Source organism: Nonomuraea sp. NPDC049486, from assembly GCF_040676925.1.
Lineage (GTDB): Bacteria > Actinomycetota > Actinomycetes > Streptosporangiales > Streptosporangiaceae > Nonomuraea > Nonomuraea ferruginea.
This window is the reverse complement of sequence record NZ_JBFAPV010000006.1, coordinates 20,406-37,969: the sequence shown is the minus strand read 5'-3', so window position 1 is coordinate 37,969 and position 17,564 is coordinate 20,406. Positions and strand designations below refer to the sequence as shown.

General features: G+C 71.3%; 16 protein-coding genes. 4 read left to right on the top strand and 12 right to left on the bottom strand.

Going from position 1 to position 17,564, the window contains the following annotated elements:
- Positions 1–2: 2 nt before the first annotated feature.
- From rapZ to AB0K05_RS18960, 6 genes are all read right to left on the bottom strand, one after another.
- Positions 3–872, bottom strand: a complete 870-nt coding sequence (gene rapZ / locus AB0K05_RS18985; RefSeq protein ID WP_148031261.1) for an RNase adapter RapZ — start codon at positions 870–872, stop codon at positions 3–5.
- Entirely contained in the window at positions 869–2,773 is a 1,905-nt protein-coding gene (gene uvrC, locus AB0K05_RS18980; RefSeq protein ID WP_148031260.1) for an excinuclease ABC subunit UvrC, read from the bottom strand. Before uvrC ends, rapZ begins: the two co-directional genes overlap by 4 nt.
- Positions 2,774–2,862: 89 nt before the next feature.
- A complete protein-coding gene (locus AB0K05_RS18975) occupies positions 2,863–3,315 on the bottom strand; it encodes a Rieske (2Fe-2S) protein (protein ID WP_219550072.1) in 453 nt (150 codons plus the stop codon).
- 46 nt (positions 3,316–3,361) lie between these two features.
- On the bottom strand, positions 3,362–3,826 hold the full coding sequence (locus AB0K05_RS18970; protein WP_148031258.1) for a Rieske (2Fe-2S) protein: 465 nt from the start codon (positions 3,824–3,826) through the stop codon (positions 3,362–3,364).
- A 105-nt stretch (positions 3,827–3,931) separates the two neighbouring features.
- Positions 3,932–4,348 carry a Rieske (2Fe-2S) protein gene (locus AB0K05_RS18965; RefSeq protein ID WP_271275587.1) on the bottom strand — a complete coding sequence of 139 codons (417 nt, stop codon included), beginning with the start codon at positions 4,346–4,348 and terminating at the stop codon, positions 3,932–3,934.
- A gap of 161 nt (positions 4,349–4,509) precedes the next feature.
- On the bottom strand, positions 4,510–6,522 hold the full coding sequence (locus AB0K05_RS18960) for a hypothetical protein (RefSeq protein ID WP_271275586.1): 2,013 nt from the start codon (positions 6,520–6,522) through the stop codon (positions 4,510–4,512).
- Between the two features lie 203 nt (positions 6,523–6,725).
- Here AB0K05_RS18960 and AB0K05_RS18955 point away from each other — a divergent pair, with 203 nt between their 5' ends.
- Positions 6,726–7,859 carry an alkaline phosphatase PhoX gene (locus tag AB0K05_RS18955; protein ID WP_271275585.1) on the top strand — a complete coding sequence of 378 codons (1,134 nt, stop codon included), beginning with the start codon at positions 6,726–6,728 and terminating at the stop codon, positions 7,857–7,859.
- A gap of 51 nt (positions 7,860–7,910) precedes the next feature.
- The gene (locus AB0K05_RS18950; RefSeq protein ID WP_219550064.1) at positions 7,911–8,771 is read left to right on the top strand and encodes an SGNH/GDSL hydrolase family protein; all 861 of its coding nucleotides are present in this window, start codon (positions 7,911–7,913) and stop codon (positions 8,769–8,771) included.
- 3 nt (positions 8,772–8,774) lie between these two features.
- On the opposite strand, the gene AB0K05_RS18945 is transcribed toward AB0K05_RS18950, so the two are convergent.
- Both AB0K05_RS18945 and uvrA read right to left on the bottom strand, forming a co-directional pair.
- Complete coding sequence (locus tag AB0K05_RS18945; protein WP_364230465.1) at positions 8,775–9,995, bottom strand: helix-turn-helix domain-containing protein; 1,221 nt, start codon at positions 9,993–9,995, stop codon at positions 8,775–8,777.
- Between the two features lie 89 nt (positions 9,996–10,084).
- A complete protein-coding gene (gene uvrA / locus AB0K05_RS18940; protein ID WP_271280205.1) occupies positions 10,085–12,925 on the bottom strand; it encodes an excinuclease ABC subunit UvrA in 2,841 nt (946 codons plus the stop codon).
- Between the two features lie 230 nt (positions 12,926–13,155).
- On the opposite strand from uvrA, the gene AB0K05_RS18935 reads away from it, so the two are divergent.
- Both AB0K05_RS18935 and AB0K05_RS18930 read left to right on the top strand, forming a co-directional pair.
- Positions 13,156–13,926 (top strand): maleylpyruvate isomerase family mycothiol-dependent enzyme, encoded by a 771-nt coding sequence (locus AB0K05_RS18935; protein WP_271280204.1) that lies wholly within the window; start codon positions 13,156–13,158, stop codon positions 13,924–13,926.
- On the top strand, positions 13,926–14,582 hold the full coding sequence (locus AB0K05_RS18930) for an MBL fold metallo-hydrolase (protein ID WP_219550056.1): 657 nt from the start codon (positions 13,926–13,928) through the stop codon (positions 14,580–14,582). The genes AB0K05_RS18935 and AB0K05_RS18930 overlap by 1 nt, the downstream gene beginning before the upstream one ends.
- Before the next feature lie 20 nt (positions 14,583–14,602).
- On the opposite strand, the gene AB0K05_RS18925 is transcribed toward AB0K05_RS18930, so the two are convergent.
- The 4 genes from AB0K05_RS18925 to AB0K05_RS18910 all read right to left on the bottom strand — a co-directional run bounded on the left by AB0K05_RS18925 (position 14,603) and on the right by AB0K05_RS18910 (position 17,477).
- Complete coding sequence (locus AB0K05_RS18925) at positions 14,603–14,875, bottom strand: hypothetical protein (protein WP_219550054.1); 273 nt, start codon at positions 14,873–14,875, stop codon at positions 14,603–14,605.
- Positions 14,876–14,931: 56 nt separating this feature from the next.
- Positions 14,932–15,756 carry a CDP-diacylglycerol--serine O-phosphatidyltransferase gene (pssA, locus tag AB0K05_RS18920; protein ID WP_148031248.1) on the bottom strand — a complete coding sequence of 275 codons (825 nt, stop codon included), beginning with the start codon at positions 15,754–15,756 and terminating at the stop codon, positions 14,932–14,934.
- On the bottom strand, positions 15,743–16,384 hold the full coding sequence (locus AB0K05_RS18915) for a phosphatidylserine decarboxylase (RefSeq protein ID WP_187281417.1): 642 nt from the start codon (positions 16,382–16,384) through the stop codon (positions 15,743–15,745). The genes pssA and AB0K05_RS18915 overlap by 14 nt, the downstream gene beginning before the upstream one ends.
- 109 nt (positions 16,385–16,493) lie before the next feature.
- The gene (locus tag AB0K05_RS18910; protein ID WP_148031247.1) at positions 16,494–17,477 is read right to left on the bottom strand and encodes a TerC family protein; all 984 of its coding nucleotides are present in this window, start codon (positions 17,475–17,477) and stop codon (positions 16,494–16,496) included.
- Positions 17,478–17,564 lie beyond the last annotated feature (87 nt).

The following is a 17,564-nucleotide window of genomic DNA, read 5'->3' as shown; positions in this document are numbered from 1 at the left end:
GGTCACTCCCGCCCCACATCCCGGTGGCTCACCTGGACCTCCATGCCGCGGTCACGCAGGCGCGCGGCGAGCTGCTCGGCCATGGCGACGCTGCGGTGCTTGCCGCCCGTGCAGCCGACGGCGAGCGTGGCGTAGCTCTTGCCCTCCCGGCCGTAGCCGGTCGCGACCACCCGCAGGACCTCCTCGTACGAGTCGAGGAACTCCTTGGCGCCGGGCTGGCCGAGGACGTAGTCGCGCACGGCCGGGTCGGTGCCGTTCATCGGGCGCAGGTCGGGCACCCAGTGCGGGTTGGGCAGGAAGCGGCAGTCGACGACCAGGTCGGCGTCGACCGGCAGGCCGTACTTGAAGCCGAACGAGACCACGTTGAGCCGCAGGCCGGGACGGTCGTCGCCGCCGAAGTAGGCGACGATCCGGTTGCGCAGCTCGTGGACGTTGTGGGCGGTGGTGTCGATCACCAGGTCGGCGTTGGCCCGCACCTCGCGCAGGATGCCGCGCTCGCGGGTGATGCCGTCGACGAGCCGGCCGTCGCCCTGGAGCGGGTGGGGGCGGCGGACGTTCTCGAAGCGGCGCACCAGCTCCTCGTCGCTGGCCTCCAGGAACACCACGCGCACCCGCACGGCTCGCGTCTCCAGCTCCTCGATGGCGGCGTTGAGGTCGGTGGTGAACGCCAGGCTGCGTACGTCGACGACGGCCGCCACCTTGTCGGCCGCGAGCTTGACCTTGCCGGCCTCCTCCGCCATGGCGAACAGGAGCCCGGGCGGCAGGTTGTCGATCACGAACCAGCCGAGGTCCTCCAGGGCCTTGGCCGCGGTGCTCCGCCCGGCCCCCGACATGCCGGTGACGATGACGAACGCCGGCTCGGTGGTCTTCACTGCCTCTCCCCCTTCAGGGTCGACACGATCACCTCGGCCGTGGCGGGGCCGATGCCCGGGACCTCGCGGATCTGTTCCGCGGTGGCCTCGCGCAGCTTCTTGACGGAACCGAAGTGCTTGAGCAGCGCCTGGCGGCGCGCCGGTCCGAGGCCGGGCACGCTGTCGAGCGCGCTCTCCTTGACGGACTTGGACCTCTTGGCCCGATGGTAGGTGATGGCGAACCGGTGTGCCTCATCACGCACGCGTTGCAGCAGGTAGAGGCCCTCGCTGGAGCGCGGCATGATCACCGGCTGGTCGTCGCCCGGCAGCCACACCTCCTCCAGCCGCTTGGCCAGGCCTGCCACGGCGACGTCGTCGACCCCCAGCTCGTCGAGCGCCCGCTGCGCGGCGGCGGCCTGCGGGCCCGCGCCGTCGACCACCACCAGGTTGGGCGGGTAGGCGAACTTGCGCGGCCGGCCCGTCTCGGGGTCGATGGGGCCGTGGCCGTCGTCGTCCTCGGGGGTCAGCTCGCCGGTGGCGGAGCGCTCCTCCAGGTAACGGCGGAAGCGGCGCAGGATGACCTCGTGGATGGCGGCGACGTCGCCCTCCTTGGTCTTGACCGCGAAGCGGCGGTATTCGCTCTTGCGGACCAGGCCGTCCTCGAACACCACCATGGAGGCGACGACGTTCTCGCCCTGCAGGTGGGAGACGTCGTAGCACTCGATGCGCAGCGGCGCCTGGTCGAGGTCGAGCGCGTCGGCGATCTCCTGCAGGGCCTTGCTGCGCGTGGTCAGGTCGCTCGCGCGGCGGATCTTGTGCTGGGCGAGGGACTCCTTGGCGTTGCGCTCGACGGTCTCCATGAGGGCCTTCTTGTCGCCGCGCTGCGGCACCCGCACCTCGACGCGGGCCCGGCGCTGCTCGGTCAGCAGGTCGGCGACGGCGTCGGCGTCGGGCGGCAGCGCGGGCACGAGGACCTCGCGGGGCATCGACTCGGCGGCGGCGTCGCCGTACATCTGGAGCAGGAACTGCTCGACCAGCTCGCCGGGGCCGGCCTCCTCGACCTTGTCGACCACCCAGCCGCGCTGGCCGCGGATGCGCCCGCCGCGCACGTAGAAGACCTGGACGGCGGCCTCCAGCGGGTCCTCGGCGAGCGCGACGACGTCGGCGTCGGTGCCCTCGCCGAGCACGACCGCCTGCTTCTCCAGCGCCCGCTGCAGCGCCTGGATGTCGTCGCGGAGCCGGGCGGCGCGTTCGTACTCCTGCTCGGAGGCGGCCTCGCGCATCTCGCGCTCCAGCCGCTTGATGAAGCGGCTGGTGTTGCCCGCCATGAAGTCGCAGAAGTCCTCGGCGAGCGCGCGGTGCTCCTCCGGGGTGACGCGGCCGACGCACGGCGCCGAGCACTTGTCGATGTAGCCGAGCAGGCACGGCCGGCCGATCTGGCCGGCGCGCTTGAACACGCCCGCGCTGCACGTGCGGACCGGGAAGACGCGCAGCAGCAGGTCGACGGTCTCGCGGATGGCCCAGGCGTGCGAGTAGGGGCCGAAGTAGCGGGTGCCCTTGCGCCTGGCGCCGCGCATGACCTGCACGCGCGGGAAATCCTCGCCCATGGTCACGGCGAGGTACGGATAGGACTTGTCGTCGCGGTACTTGACGTTGAAGCGCGGGTCGAACTCCTTGATCCAGGAGTATTCGAGCTGCAGCGCCTCCACTTCGGTGGCGACCACGGTCCAGTCGACGTCGGCCGCCGTGGTCAGCATGGTCTGGGTGCGCGGGTGCAGGGCGGAGAAGTCGGCGAAGTAGGAGTTGAGCCGCTGGCGCAGGCTCTTGGCCTTGCCGACGTAGATCACGCGTCCGTGAGCGTCCCTGAACCGGTAGACCCCGGGGGAATCGGGGATGGAGCCGGGCCGGGGACGGAAACTCAACGGACTGCCACCTGATCGCGCCACGATTCCAGCCTAGTGGCCGTCACCGACAGGCTCGCCCGCCGCGAAGGCGGGCGAGCGCCGGGACGTCACGCCAGCGAGATCTGGTCACCCTCCACGGTGAGCTGGTGCTCCGGCAGCGGCTTGGTGGCCGGGCCGTCGCTCACCGAGCCGTCCTCGATCTTGAACTTGCTACCGTGGCACGGGCAGACGATGGCGCCGTTCTCGACCTTGTCCACCGGGCAGCCCTGGTGGGTGCACGAGATGCCGTACGCCTTGAACTGCCCCTGCGCCGGCTGCACGACGACGACCTTCTGGTCCGCGAAGATCTTGCCCCCGCCGACCGGGATCTCGGAGGTCGTCGTCAGCCCCCCGCCCTGCGCGGGCGCGGCCTGCGAGGGGGCGCTGGACGAGGCCGGAGCGGCCGGTTCCTGCGTCGCGGCCGTGGTGTCGCTGCCGCCGCAGGCGGCCAGTGCCAGCGTCAGCCCGCCCGCGCCGACACCCGCGATCACCGCTCTACGGCTCTTGAGGTCTTCTCCCATGCGCCACAGCCAACCGCAGCCAGGTGAGAAAACCATGAAAGGCGCCTTAGGCGAGCCTGATCTTGCCTCCTGACACACTGATCTTTTTCTCTGCCAGCGGCTCGCCGGCCGGACCTTGGACCACGGATCCGTCCTCGATGCTGAACTGGCTGCCGTGGCACGGGCAGTTGATCACGCCGTTGGAGACGCTGGCGACCGCGCAGCCCTGATGGGTGCAGGTGGCGCTGAACGCCCGGAACTCGCCCTCCGACGGCTGGGTGATGACCACGTCCTGGTTCTTGAATATCTTTCCCTCACCGCTGGGGATGTCGCTGGTGTCGGCGAGTGCCTTCGGCTTCTTCTTCTTGGGCGCGGCGGCCGACTCCTCGCCGTCGGGCTCTTCCGCCAGGTCCGCCGTGTCCGGGGCCGGCTCCGCCGCCGGTGAGCCGTAGCTGGCGCAAGCGGTGAGCACCGCGGCGAGGCCGGCCCCGCCCGCTCCGAACATCACCGCCCGGCGCGTCGTTTCGGTCATGGTGCGTCCTCCCAGGTTCGGGTTTCACTTCAGGTACGTCCGGCGACCTGACTGCGGTTCAGCGTGCCGCGCACCAACCCGGGAGAACCACGCACAATTACCGGTTCACACGACCACGATGCCGTCGCCCTCGACCTTGACCTGGTACGAGACCAGGCTTCCGGTGGCCGGGCCCTTCGTGGCCTGCCCGGTGCCGGCGTCGAACTCGCTGCCGTGACAGGGGCAGGTCATCACGTTGTCCCGCGGGGTGCTGACGGCGCAGCCGCGGTGCGGGCAGGACGCCCCGTACGCCTTGTAGACGCCTTCCGACGGCTGCGTCACCACGATCTTGTACTTCTTCACCACCGTGCCGCCGCCGACCGGGACGTCGGCGGTCTTGGCGATGACCTTGCCCTTGATGCCCGGCACCTGCCGGTTCTCGGCTTCGCCGCCGCACGCCGCCAGCGACACGCCGCACGCGGCCACCCCCGCGGCGCCCAGCGCCTGCCGCCGCCCGATCACGGAGCCCCCGTCCACCGTCATGCCCTCCCCTGACCTTCATGGCCTGCGCATTACCGGCTTTTCACGATAGGGCCACCCCCTGTCGCCCTCTCTTCCGCCCCGCCCCGAACGACCCGCGACCTCAGCGGGCGCCGGGACGCTGACCGACCCTGCATGTGATCTTCGGGCCGGTCGCGGTGCTCTCACTCGGGGGCCGATAGGCACGGGGCAGCGCCGCAGACGTCCGTCACCACTCCCGTCTTGAGGAAGACGGCCTTCTGGAGCTGGGCCGCCGGGGTGCGGCGGGGGTCCTCGTGCGGGTCGGTGCCGTGCGGGCCCTCCATCGGCGGCGTGTTGGTGAGCGGCGGCGACGGGGTGCCGCTGTCCCACACCACCAGCGCCGACCCCGCGTGCGCGGTGCGGAAGCCGCGGATGCCCCAGTACGGTTCGGCGTCGGGTGAGCGGCCGGGCGCGAGGGCCGGGAGCCGGACCCGGGCGCCGACGGTGCGCGCCTCGACCTCGGCCGTCACCGTGGCCACCTGGTGGTCGCCGTACGCCACCTGCATGAGCACCCGGTGCCGGGGCGTGCCCGGGTACGGGTCGTCGGTCATGTGGGCGGCGTACCCACTGGCCTCGCCGCGGTCCCACAGCATCTGCATGAGCGCCAGGATGATCTGCTGCTCCAGCCGGTCGGGATAGCTCTGGTCGAACACCGCCTGGAAGGGCGCCGCGTCCGAGCTGCGGTTGAACAGGGTGCTGTAGTTCATGCCGGTCACGCCGAGCACGCCGCGCCGGATGTCCGTGGAGAGCGCGACGAGCGCGCCGCCGAAGATGCCGCCCTGGCTGTTGCCGTCGTAGACGAGCTCGGCGCGGGTGTCGATGAGCGGCCGCCCGCGCTCGTTCCTGAAGGCGGCGTGGGCGGTGAAGCCGTCGCGGGCCGTCATCGCGCGTCCCAGGAACATGAAGTTCAGGAAGCCCTGCTGGGTACGGTCAGGCACGGTGTGGAAGCGTGACATGTCGCCGAACGTGGCGATGACGTTGGGGATGTCCTCGTCCGCCATGCCGATCCACTTGGTGGCGCAGAACACGAACCCGTGCCGCTGCGCCATCGTCCTGACGTTGGACGCGCCCACCTCGGTGTGCCTGCCGAGCAGCCCGTGCCCGTACAGGGAGGGCCTGGCCGGGCGGGTGAAGGCGACGCGGGGGATCTCGCAGCGGAACGTGGCGACCTGCTCGTTCCCCGGCAGCCTGGCCGGCCGCCCGTCCGGGCCGTAGTTCAGCCCGGAGCCGGGCGGCCCGCCGGGCCTGTCGAGGTAGCTCGGCACCCGGAAGGTGCCCTCGACCCGGCGCGCGATCCTGTCGTCCTGCTCGGGGGTGAGGTCGGTGACGGCGGTGACCTCGTACGGGGGCGCGTTCCCGCGCAGCCCGCGCAGGGCGTCGTCGCGCATGGCGAGGGCCCGGCCGGCCAGGTTCCGCTCGCTGGCCACGGTGAAGTCCCAGGCGAGATGGAGGCCGCCGGCGCGGACGCCGTGGCGGCGCAGCGCGTGCAGCACCGGCTGGAGCTCCCGCTGCCGGTCCCGCAGCTCGTGCCCGTGCGGCAGCGGCGCGCCGGCGATGGCGGCGAACGCGGCCCCGGGCGGGATCGGGTCGCCGCCGGCGTCGCGCAGGTGGCGCAGCGCGACCGCGTACCGGTGTCCCTCGCGCAGGTTGCGGGCGGGGCGGACGATGAGCGCCCGGCGGCCTTCCGGCGCGTTCGCGTCCAGTTCGGCCCAGTACGGCCAGCGCTCACCGGTGTCGAGGTCGAGCAGGACGATGGGCGCGTCCCTGCCGAGCGAGGCGCCGATGTGGGTGATCGGGGCCGCGCCGGTCCTGGCCAGGTCGAGGCCGGGGACGAGGGTGAGGATCATCGAGCCGGGCGAGAAGCCGTCGTTGCCGTTCCACGTGGTGGGGTCGACGGGGACTCCGGCCACCGAGCGGGGCATCGCCTCGACGGGGAACGCGACGCGGCGGCCGGTGGCGGTGCCCCGGTCCGCCACGGTGTAGTGGTCGCTGGGGAACGGCAGCAGGCAGACGGCCGGGTCGATCGGATCACATCCGGGCGCGGCCGGGCCGGTGGTGACGGCCGGGCGCGCGGCGGCGGGCGGGGCCGGAAGCGCCGTGACGAGCGCCGTGACCAGGGCCGTGGCGAGCGTGAGGACGCGGGCAACGGCTCGCATGGGCGGCACCTTCTGAAGAGCGGTCGGGCGTACCGATGATCAGCCTCCCGCCCGGTCCCGTCAATCCCCTTCACAGGCCCCGCACCGGTTTTGTGACGGGTCACAGCAACCGGCCGCCGACTTTACGTTCCCGTCCAATTCACAGGATCCCGTCCGCGGCTCATCGTGTGTGGACGCCGTCGCGTACCCCCTCGGGAGCCGCCATGCATCGCCGGACGTTCCTCAGTACGGTCTCCGCGGGTCTGGGCGCCGTCGCCCTGCCCGGCTCGCTGTGGCAGGAGGCGGCCGTGGCCGGGGTGGTGCGGGGCACGAGCCCGTACGGGCCGCTGGGCTCTCCCGACGGCAACGGCGTCGCGCTGCCCGCGGGGTTCACCAGCCGGGTGGTCGCCCGGTCGAGCAGGCCGGTCGGCGGCATCCTCTGGCATCCGGCGCCCGACGGCGGCGCCTGCTTCGCCGACGGCGGCGGCTGGATCTACGTGTCCAACTCGGAGGTGCCGCTGGTCGGCGGCGCGTCGGCGATCCGGTTCCGGGCTGACGGCTCGATCGAGCGCGCGTACCGCATCCTGGACGGCACGAACCTCAACTGCGCGGGCGGCAGGACGCCGTGGGACACCTGGCTGTCCTGTGAGGAGATCTTCCGGGGCCGCGTCTACGAGACCGACCCGTACGGCGTGCGGATCGCGCAGCCGCGGCCGGCGATGGGCCGGTTCAAGCACGAGGCGGCCGCGTGCGACCCCGACCGGCGGGTCGTCTACCTCACCGAGGACGAGGACGACGGCTGCTTCTACCGGTTCGTCCCGTCCACGTGGGGCGACCTGTCGAGCGGCCGGCTGGAGGTGCTGTGCGGCGGCGACCCGGTGGAGTGGCGTCCGGTCCCCGATCCGGCGCCCGGCACCCTGCGGCGGCAGACGCGGCACCAGGTGAGCCAGGCCAGGCACTTCGACGGCGGCGAGGGCTGCCACTACGCCAACGGCGTCTGCTACTTCACGGCCAAGGGCGACCGCAAGGTGTGGGCGTACGACGCGGTCCGCGAGCGGCTCGGCTCGGTCTACGACGGCGGCGGCACGCTCGACGGGGTCGACAACATCACCGGCGCGCCCACGGGTGACCTGTACGTGGCCGAGGACGGCGGCAACATGGAGATCAACATCATCACGCCGGACGGGGTGGTGGCGCCCGTCCTGCGCGTCGACGGCCACGACGGGTCCGAGATCACCGGGCCCGCGTTCTCCCCCGACGGCACCCGCCTGTACTTCTCCTCCCAGCGAGGCTCCAGCGGCGGCAGCGCGGGCCTGGACGGCGTCACGTACGAGGTGACCGGCCCCTTCCGCCACTGATTCCGCTCCCAGCACCGCTCCACCCCCCACTCCCCCCGAGAGGTGCCCCGCATGATCCGACGTCTGACCGCTGCCCTGGCCGCGCCCCTGCTGGTCCTCCTGCTGTCCCCGCCCGCCCAGGCGCGGGCCGCCGAGTCGTACGTCGCGCTCGGCGACTCGGCCGCGGCCGGCCCGCTCATCCCCAACCAGGTGCTGCCCGACCTGGGCTGCCTGCGCTCCGACCGCAACTACCCCCGCCTGACGGCGCAGGCGATCGGCGCCGCGTCGTTCCGCGACGTCACCTGCTCGGGCGCGAAGACCCGCGACATGTACGAGCGCCAGAACACCGAACTCGGCTCGGTGGCTCCGCAGCTCGACGCCCTGCGCCCGGACACCACGCTGGTCACGGTGCACATCGGCGCCAACGACGTCGGCCTGACCGGCTTCATCGAGGACTGCCTCAACCTGCTGCCGCCTCCGGTCGGCGACGCCTGCAACGACGACTACCGCACCCCGGACGGCCAGGACAGCTGGCGGGTCAAGACCGACGCCCTGCGGCCCACGCTGGTCAGGCTGGCCGGCGACATCCGGGCCCGGTCGCCGCAGGCCAGGATCTTCATGGTCGGGTACGCCACGTACGCGCGGCCCGACGGCTGCTATCCCCGCGTCCCAATCATCAGGCAGGACGCGAACTACATCCGGGCGACGCTGCAGTACTTCAACCAGATGCTGGCCGAGCAGGCGGCCGCCGCCGGGATCGGCTTCATCGACCTGCAGACCCCCAGCGTGGGCCACGACCCGTGCGCATCCTCGGGCACCCGCTGGATCGAGCCGTACGTCCCGGCCTCGCCCGCGGCCCCGTTCCACCCGAACGCCCTGGGCATGCGCAACTTCGCCACCATCGTGACCTCGGCCGTGAACGCCGCGCGCTGACGCTCAACCGCCGTTCAGCGTGCGTCGGGCCGCCAGGGCCGCGCCGATGCGCTGGAGCTGGGCCGGGTCCATCGGGTCCAGCCCGGTCAGGGTGACGGCCCTGCGCAGCCGGTAGTCCACGGTGTTCGGGTGGACGTGCAGGCGCTCGGCCGTGCGCCGCCGGTCCAGGCCCGCGTCCAGGTACGCCTTGAGCGTGCGCAGCAGATCGGGGTTGCCGAGCAGCGGATCCAGCAGCCCGGCGAGGCTCGCCAGCGCCTCGCTGGGCCTGCTCAGCTGATACTCCAGCAGCACGTCGGCGAGCCGGTACGCGCCGGGCGGCCGGCCCAGGGACCGCACCACCTCCAGCACCTCCTCGGCCAGCTTGGCGGCGGCGGGCACGCGGGCCGGCTCGGCGGGCTCGGCCGCGGCCCACACCGGGACGCCCGCGGCGCGGCCCGCCGCCGTCACCAGCTCGCCGGCCCGGCACCACCCGGGCTCGCCGGCGCCCAGCGGCACCAGCACCAGCCCGCCGGTGCTGTCGAGCGCCGACAGCACCTGCCCGGCGGCGTGCCGCTGCCAGGCGGCCCGGAACCGGTGCAGCTTGCGCAGGCCGGCGATCGGCCCGCCCTGGTCGTCGGCCGTCTCGTCCGGGTGCGTGCCGAGCGCGGTGGCGACGACCAGGTAGCGGGGCGCGAGCCGGACCCCGGCCAGCGCCTCCCGGTCACCGGCGAGCAGCGCGGCGACGGTCGCGTGCATGGTGTGCTGCTCCTGGCTGAGCATCGCCTCGCGTTCCTCCAGGTACGCGGCGCACACCGCGGACGTCACGGCGCCGGTGTAGCAGAGGATGAGCCGGTTGGCCTCCAGCACGTCGCCGAGGTCGCCGGGCCCGGCGTGCGCGAACAGGCTCTCCCACACCTTCGTCACCCCGAGCTGGTATGCGGCCAGCAGCGCGTCGAGCGGCACCCCTTCCTGCGCGCGGCGCGCGGCCGAGGCGCGCAGCGGCGCCAGCTCGGCCCGCGTCGGCGGGCGTCGCTCCCGGAACATCCCGCTGATCAGCCGCAGGTTGTGCTCGGTGATGCGGGTGATGTCGCCGTCGAGCTCCTCCCGGGGCAGCCGCCGGTACAGCGGGATCTCCTCGGCGAACTCGCCGACCAGCCGCCGCGCGAGGCGTACGAGCGGCCGCTCCAGCAGCTCGTGCACGCACACACCGCCCAGCATGAGGGGCCGCGGCGCATCTTCCGACACGGTCAGACCCTGTCAAACCACCCGTCGGAAGACAAGGGCCCACCCGCACCCCGGTCGTGGCCCCACCCGGACGGGGCCACGACCCCGTGTCACACGGACAGGATCTTCCGCAGGAAGCGCCCGGTGTGGCTCTCCTCCACCAGGGCCACCTCCTCGGGGGTGCCCGCCGTCACCAGGGTGCCGCCGCGCGAGCCGCCTTCGGGACCCATGTCGATGATCCAGTCGGCCGTCTTGATGACGTCGAGGTTGTGCTCGATGACGATGACGGTGTTGCCGCCGTCGACCAGCCGCCCGAGGACGCCGAGCAGCCGCCGGATGTCCTCGAAGTGCAGGCCGGTGGTGGGCTCGTCGAGGACGTAGACGGTCCGCCCGGTCTGCCGCCGCTGCAGCTCGGAGGCGAGCTTGACGCGCTGCGCCTCGCCGCCGGAGAGCGTGGTGGCGGGCTGCCCGAGCCGGACGTAGCCGAGACCGACGTCGTGGAGCGTCTGCAGGTGGCGCTTGATGGCCGGGATGGCGTCGAAGAAGCCGAGCGCCTCCTCGATCGGCATGTCGAGCACCTCGGCGATCGTCTTGCCCTTGTAGTGGACCTCCAGCGTCTCGCGGTTGTAGCGGGCGCCGTGGCACACCTCACAGGGGACGTAGACGTCGGGCAGGAAGTTCATCTCGATCTTGATGGTGCCGTCGCCGGAGCACGCCTCGCAGCGCCCGCCCTTGACGTTGAAGCTGAACCTGCCCGGCTGGTAGCCGCGCACCTTGGCCTCGGTGGTGGCCGCGAACAGCTTACGCACGTGGTCGAACACGCCGGTGTAGGTGGCCGGGTTGGACCGGGGCGTGCGGCCGATCGGCGACTGGTCGACGTGGACGACCTTGTCCGCCTGGTCGATGCCGTTGATCCTGGAGTGGCGGCCGGGGACGGTGCGGGCGCCGTTGAGCTCCTTGGCCAGCGAGTTGTAGAGGATGTCGTTGACCAGCGTGGACTTGCCGGACCCCGACACGCCGGTGACGGCGGTGAACACGCCGAGGGGGAAGTCGATGTCGACGCCCTTGAGGTTGTGTTCGCGCGCGCCCTTGACGGTGATCTGCCGCTTCTTGTCGCGCTTGCGCCGGGTGGCCGGCACCGGGATGCTCCTGCGCCCCGACAGGTACTGGCCGGTGATCGACTCCTCGCTGGTCAGCAGATCCTGGACGGTGCCGGAGACGACGACCTGGCCGCCGTGCTCGCCCGCGCCGGGGCCGATGTCGACCACCCAGTCGGCGGCGGCGATGGTGTCTTCGTCGTGCTCGACCACGATCAGCGTGTTGCCCATGTCGCGCAGCCTGATCAACGTGTCGAGCAGGCGCATGTTGTCGCGCTGGTGGAGGCCGATGGACGGCTCGTCGAGCACGTACAGGACACCGACGAGGCCGGAGCCGATCTGCGTGGCGAGCCGGATGCGCTGCGCCTCGCCGCCCGCGAGGGTGGCGGCGGCGCGGTCCATCGAGAGGTAGTCGAGGCCGACGTCGAGCAGGAAGCCCATGCGGGCGTTGATCTCCTTGACCACCCGCTCGGCGATGTGCATGTCACGGTCGGACAGCTTGAGCCCGGCCAGGAACTTGGCGCACTCGCCGATCGACATCGAGGAAACCTCGGCGATCGACTTGTCCGCGACGGTCACGGCCAGCGTGACCGGCTTGAGCCTGGCGCCCTTGCAGGCGGGGCAGGGCACCTCGCGCATGTAGCCCTCGAACCGCTCCCGGGTCGAGTCGCTCTCCGCCTCCGCGTGACGGCGCTGCACCCACGGGATGACGCCTTCGTAGGTGGTGTAGTAGGCGCGCTGGCGGCCGTAACGGTTGCTGTAGCGGACGTGGACCTGCTCGTCGTGGCCGAACAGCAGCGACTTCTGCGCCTTCTTGGAGAGCTTCTCCCACGGGGTGTCGGGGGTGAAGCCCATCGCGTTGCCGAGCGCCTCGATCAGGCGGCCGAAGTATTCGCTGGCGTGGCCGCCGGTCCACGGGTGGATCGCGCCCTCGCGGAGCGTGCGCTCCGGGTCGGGCACGACCAGCTCGGGGTCGACCTCCATCTTGGTGCCGAGACCCGTGCACTCCGGGCAGGCGCCGAACGGCGAGTTGAACGAGAACGAGCGCGGCTCCAGCTCCTCGAACGACAGGTCGTCGTAGGGGCAGTAGAGGTGCTCGGAGTAGAACCGCTCACGGCCGGGGTCGCCTTCGGGCAGGTCGACGAACTCGAGCGTGATCGTGCCCCCGGACAGCTGCAACGCGGTCTCGACCGAGTCGGTGAGCCGCCGCCTGGCCGACTCCTTGACCGACAGGCGGTCGACGATGACCTCGATGTCGTGCTTCTCGTACTTCTTGAGCGTCGGCGGCTCCTCCAGCCGCACGACCGTGCCGTCGACGCGGGCGCGGGCGAAGCCCTTGGTCTGCAGCTCGCGGAACAGCTCGGCGTACTCGCCCTTGCGGCCGCGGACGACCGGGGCCAGCACCTGGAACCGGGTGCCCTCGTCGAGGTCCATCACCCGGTCGACGATCTGCTGGGGCGTCTGGCGGGCGATCGGGCGGGCGCAGACCGGGCAGTGCGGCTTGCCGACGCGCGCCCACAGCAGCCGCAGGTAGTCGTAGACCTCGGTGATCGTGCCGACCGTGGACCGCGGGTTCTTGCTGGTCGACTTCTGGTCGATGGAGACCGCGGGAGACAGGCCCTCGATGAAGTCGACGTCGGGCTTGTCCATCTGGCCGAGGAACTGGCGGGCGTAGGCCGACAGCGACTCGACGTAACGCCGCTGCCCCTCGGCGAAGATCGTGTCGAAGGCCAGGCTGGACTTGCCGGAGCCGGAGAGGCCGGTGAAAACGATCAGAGAGTCTCGCGGCAGGTCAAGCGAGACGTCCTTGAGATTGTGCTCTCGTGCACCACGCACGATCAGGCGGTCTGCCACGGCGATCCCGGAAGTCGAAAGGCGGATAGGTCCACGGGGGATGGTAGACGGGGGCCCCGACAATTTCGCTGAGCCGATCCCGGCCGGCCGGTGCCGCTCGCCGGAACTCCGTCCCTCTCAGATTACGGCCTCCAGGGCACAGCGCAGGAGGTCTTCCGTTGTCAACCGCATGACCTGTGCTTTTATGCCCGTGCCCCGCTGCGCCGGAGCGCGTGATGAAATATCGGTTCATGACTGTGCTTGCCGCGGTGCGGGAGGAACTGGCCGAGGAGACCGCCCGGTTGCTGGCCACCGCCGCCGCCCTCACCGACTCCGAAGTCCGCGCCCCGTCCAGGCTGCCCGGCTGGACCCGCGGCCACGTGCTCACCCATCTGGCCAGGAACGCCGACAGCCACGTCAACCTGCTCACCTGGGCCAGGACGGGCGTCGAGACCCCGCAGTACCCGAGCCCGGAGGCCCGCGAGGCCGGGATCGAGGCCGGCGCCGCCCGCCCGGCGGCCGAGCAGGTGGCGGACCTGCGCGACAGCGCCGCGCGCCTGGACCGCGCCGTCCGCGAGCTGCCCCCGGACGCCTGGCGGGCGCCGGTGGGCGGCCTGCGCCCGCCCCGTCACCCCGCCTGGTACTGCCTGGTCAGGCGGCTGCGCGAGGTGGGGATGCACCATGTGGACCTGGACGCGGGATACGGCCCCGCCGACTGGACGGACGCGTTCGTGGCCAGGGAACTGCGCGACTGCCTGCGTACGTGGCCGCGCGACCGGAGCACGATCGGCGCGGCCCGGTTCGTCGGCCCGGGCGGCGAGACGCTGGAGGAGTGGCCCGACCTCGGCGACGGCCCGGTGGTGACGGGCACGCCGGCCGACATGCTGGCCTGGCTGACCGGGAGGTCGGAGGGAGATCGGGTTAGGGTGGTGACAGAGGGACGGCCGGTCCCGCCGCCACCGCCGTGGCTGACCGGCGTCGCCCCCGCTGACCTGCCCGCGACGCCTCCGAAGGACTACTGATGACCTACACCGGCGACGTCCAGGTCGGCGGCCCCGCCGACGTGCGGGAGCTGACCGATCTGAGCATCTCCAAGCTCGCCGTCGGCCCCTACGACAACAACGCCTACCTGCTGCGCTGCCGGGCGACGGGCGACGGCCTGCTCATCGACGCGGCCGCGGAGCCCGACCGGCTGCTCGCCCTGATCGCCGACCAGCCGGTCAGCACGATCGTCACCACCCACCAGCACGGCGACCACTGGCAGGCTCTCGACCAGGTGAGCAAGATGACCGGCGCCCAGGTCGTGGCGCACCCGCTCGACGCGCCCGCCCTGCCCGTGCCGGTCGGCCGCACGGTCGAGCACGGCGACCGGATCAACGTGGGCGACGTCACGCTCGAGGTCATCCACCTGCGCGGCCACACCCCCGGCTCGATCGCCCTGCTGTACGAGGGCGACGACGACCACAAGCACCTGTTCACCGGCGACTCGCTGTTCCCCGGCGGCGTGGGCAACACCTGGAAGGACCCGGAGCGGTTCGAGCAGCTCTACACCGACGTGGTGGAGCGGATCTTCGACCGGCTCCCCGACCAGACGTGGGTCTACCCGGGTCACGGCAAGGACACCACCCTGGGCGCCGAGCGCCCGTCGCTGCCGGAGTGGAAAGCCCGCGGCTGGTAAGAGCGCGGCCGGGCCGCGGGTCAGCCGCGCGACAGGACGCGCACGATCCGCTCGGCCGCCCGGGCGGGCTCGTCGACCAGGCCCACGAGCTCGCCCCACGACCACCGGTAGAACCAGCCGTCGGCCAGCGGCACGCAGTCGACGGTCTCGGCGAGCATCACCGTGTCGGGATCGCTGACGCGCAGCACGGGCGGATCGGCCCGGAGGGTGGCGGTCAGCCCGTGACGCTCCAGCTCCCCCGCCAGCTTGGCGAGGAAGTACGTGCGCGTGTGCTCGCGCGGGTTGGCCGGCATGCTTCCATGAAAGCCGATGACACCGGGAAAGTCCGCACCTTCCCGGCGCCGGAGGGTCACTGGCCGAGGCGGGCGGCCTCGCGCCGGAGCTCGCGCTTGTAGAACATCATCCGCAGCGGGATGGCGGCGACCAGGGCGATCTGCATGGTGGCGCCGATCTTGATCGGCATGTCGCCGCCCTCGGGCCAGGCGACCCAGAAGGTCAGGAACGCCACGTTCACCATGATCCAGGCGAGCACGACGGCGGCGAGCTGGCCCTTGGGCTTGGGGTATTCGATGCGGCTGACCATCAGCCACGCGACGGCGAGCACCCCGAGCAGTGTCCACACGCTGGGCTCGAAGAGCAGCACGATCGAGATCACGGTCATCGCGCCCATCGGGATGGGCAGGCCCATGAAGTCGCCGCTCTTGGTCTTGACGCAGGCGAACCGCGCCAGCCGGACCACCCCGGCGACCAGCACCGCCGCGGCGGCCGTGACCACGGCGGCGAACGGCACGGCATCGGTGAAGCCGCCCCAGATCACCACCATGAACGCCGGCGCGAAGCCGAAGCTGATCACGTCGGCGAGGTTGTCGAGCTCGGCGCCCATCGCGGAAGCGCGGAAGCGCCGGGCCACCAGCCCGTCGAACAGGTCGCAGGTGGCGCCGATGAGCAGCAGCACCACCGCGGTGGCGAAGTAGCCGGGCGCGGGCGTGAAGTCGCCGCTGGTGCGCAGCGCGTCGAAGACGGACGCGGCCAGCACGCACACGGCGAGGAACCCGCACAGCGCGTTGCCCAGGGACAACGAGTCCGCGGCGGACAGACGGAACGCCTTGCCGACGGGGCCGCGAGGTTCTTCCTCTTCAGCCGCCTGCCAGCCACCGGCGTCAGCCGTGGTCAATTCTGGTCACCCCCGCAACCGTCTTCTCGCCCACGGACACCGCGGAGGAGATCCCTTCGGGAAGGTAGATGTCGACCCTGGAACCGAAGCGGATGAGCCCGATGCGCTCACCCTGCGCGACCTTCGCGCCGGCAGTCAGGTAGGGCACGATCCTGCGCGCCACCGCGCCCGCGATCTGCACCATCTCGACGTCGCCGAGCGCTGTCGCGAAATGCCACACCACGCGCTCGTTCTGGTCGCTGTCCTTGTTGAATGCCGGCAGGAACCCACCCGCCACATGCTGCACGGAGGTGACATTTCCCGCAAGAGGTGCACGATTGACGTGGACGTTCACCGGGCTCATGAAGATGGCCACCCGGGTGCGGCCGTCGGGCCACGGGTCGACGCTCTGGACGACGCCGTCGGCCGGTGACAGGATCCGCCCGTCCCCGACCGTGCGGTCGGGGTCGCGGAAGAACCAGAGCATCGCGCCGGTGAGGGCGCCCAGCGGCACGGCCGCGAACGCCCATCGGCGGTCCCGTCGCGTCAGCAGCGCGGTGGCGGCCGCCGCGGCCGTCGTGGGGAGGAGCCACGGGGAGACCCCGCGTGCGAGCCTGACCCGGCTCGACTTTGCAGAATCGACTGACACGTACAACCTTTGGTGGTGACTGAACGGAGCGCTTTTGCCGTGATGGTACAGAACCCGCAACTATGACACGATACAGCTTCTCCAGCAAAGCGCCTCGAAAGCCGTTTAGCTAGACCTTCTCCGAGGCCGCCTTCACACTCTTGCGCATGTCGACGCGGGCCTTGATCAAGCTTGCCACGGTGGTGATCACCATCGTGGAGCCGATGACCGTGAGGGACACCCAGATCGGGATGTGGGGCGCCCAGGAGACTCCACTGGAGTGCAGAGCTTCCAGAACCAGCTTAACCCCGATGAATCCCAGGATGAACGCGAGCCCGTAGCTGATGTAGACCAGCTTCTGCAGCAGGCCGCCCAGCAGGAAGTAGAGCTGACGCAGTCCCATCAGGGCGAACGCGTTGGCGGTGAAGACGATGAACGGGTCGGTGGTGAGCCCGAAGATCGCCGGAATCGAGTCGAGCGCGAACAGCAGGTCGGTGCTGCCGATGGCGATCATGACGATCAGCATCGGGGTGACCATGCGCTTGCCGTCGATCTTCACGGTGATCTTGGAGCCGACGTATCCCTCGGTGGTGGGCAGGCTCCGGCGCACCCAGCGGAGCAGGAGGTTCTCGTTGACCTCTTCCGCCTCGCCCTTCAGGTGGCCGCGGATGATGTTGATCGCCGTGTAGATCAGGAAGGCGCCGAAGACGTAGAACAGCCAGCCGAACCGTTCGAGGGCGGCGGCGCCGAGCGCGATGAAGATGCCGCGCATGACCAGCGCCAGCAGGATGCCGATGAGGAGCACCTTGTGCTGGTAGGCCTTCGGCACCGCGAACCGGCTCATGATGATGAAGAAGACGAACAGGTTGTCGACGCTGAGGCTGTACTCGGTGATGTATCCGGCGAAGAACTCCCCGGACTTCTCCGGCCCCGAGGTGAACCAGAGGATCACGCCGAAGATGACGGCCAGGGTCACGTAGAAGCTGACCCAGGCGCCGGCCTGGCGCATGGAGAACTCGCGGGCCTCGCCGCGGTCGACGATCCACAGGTCCACGGCGAGGACGATCAGAAGACCGCCGATCACGACGATCCACGCCCACAAGGGTTCGGTCACGTTGTACAACCTCCGGCACGCAGGACTGACTGCCGGAGGTCTCTCCCGCCCGCCAAACCCGCGGACCGGCAGCCCCGGGGGCCCCGT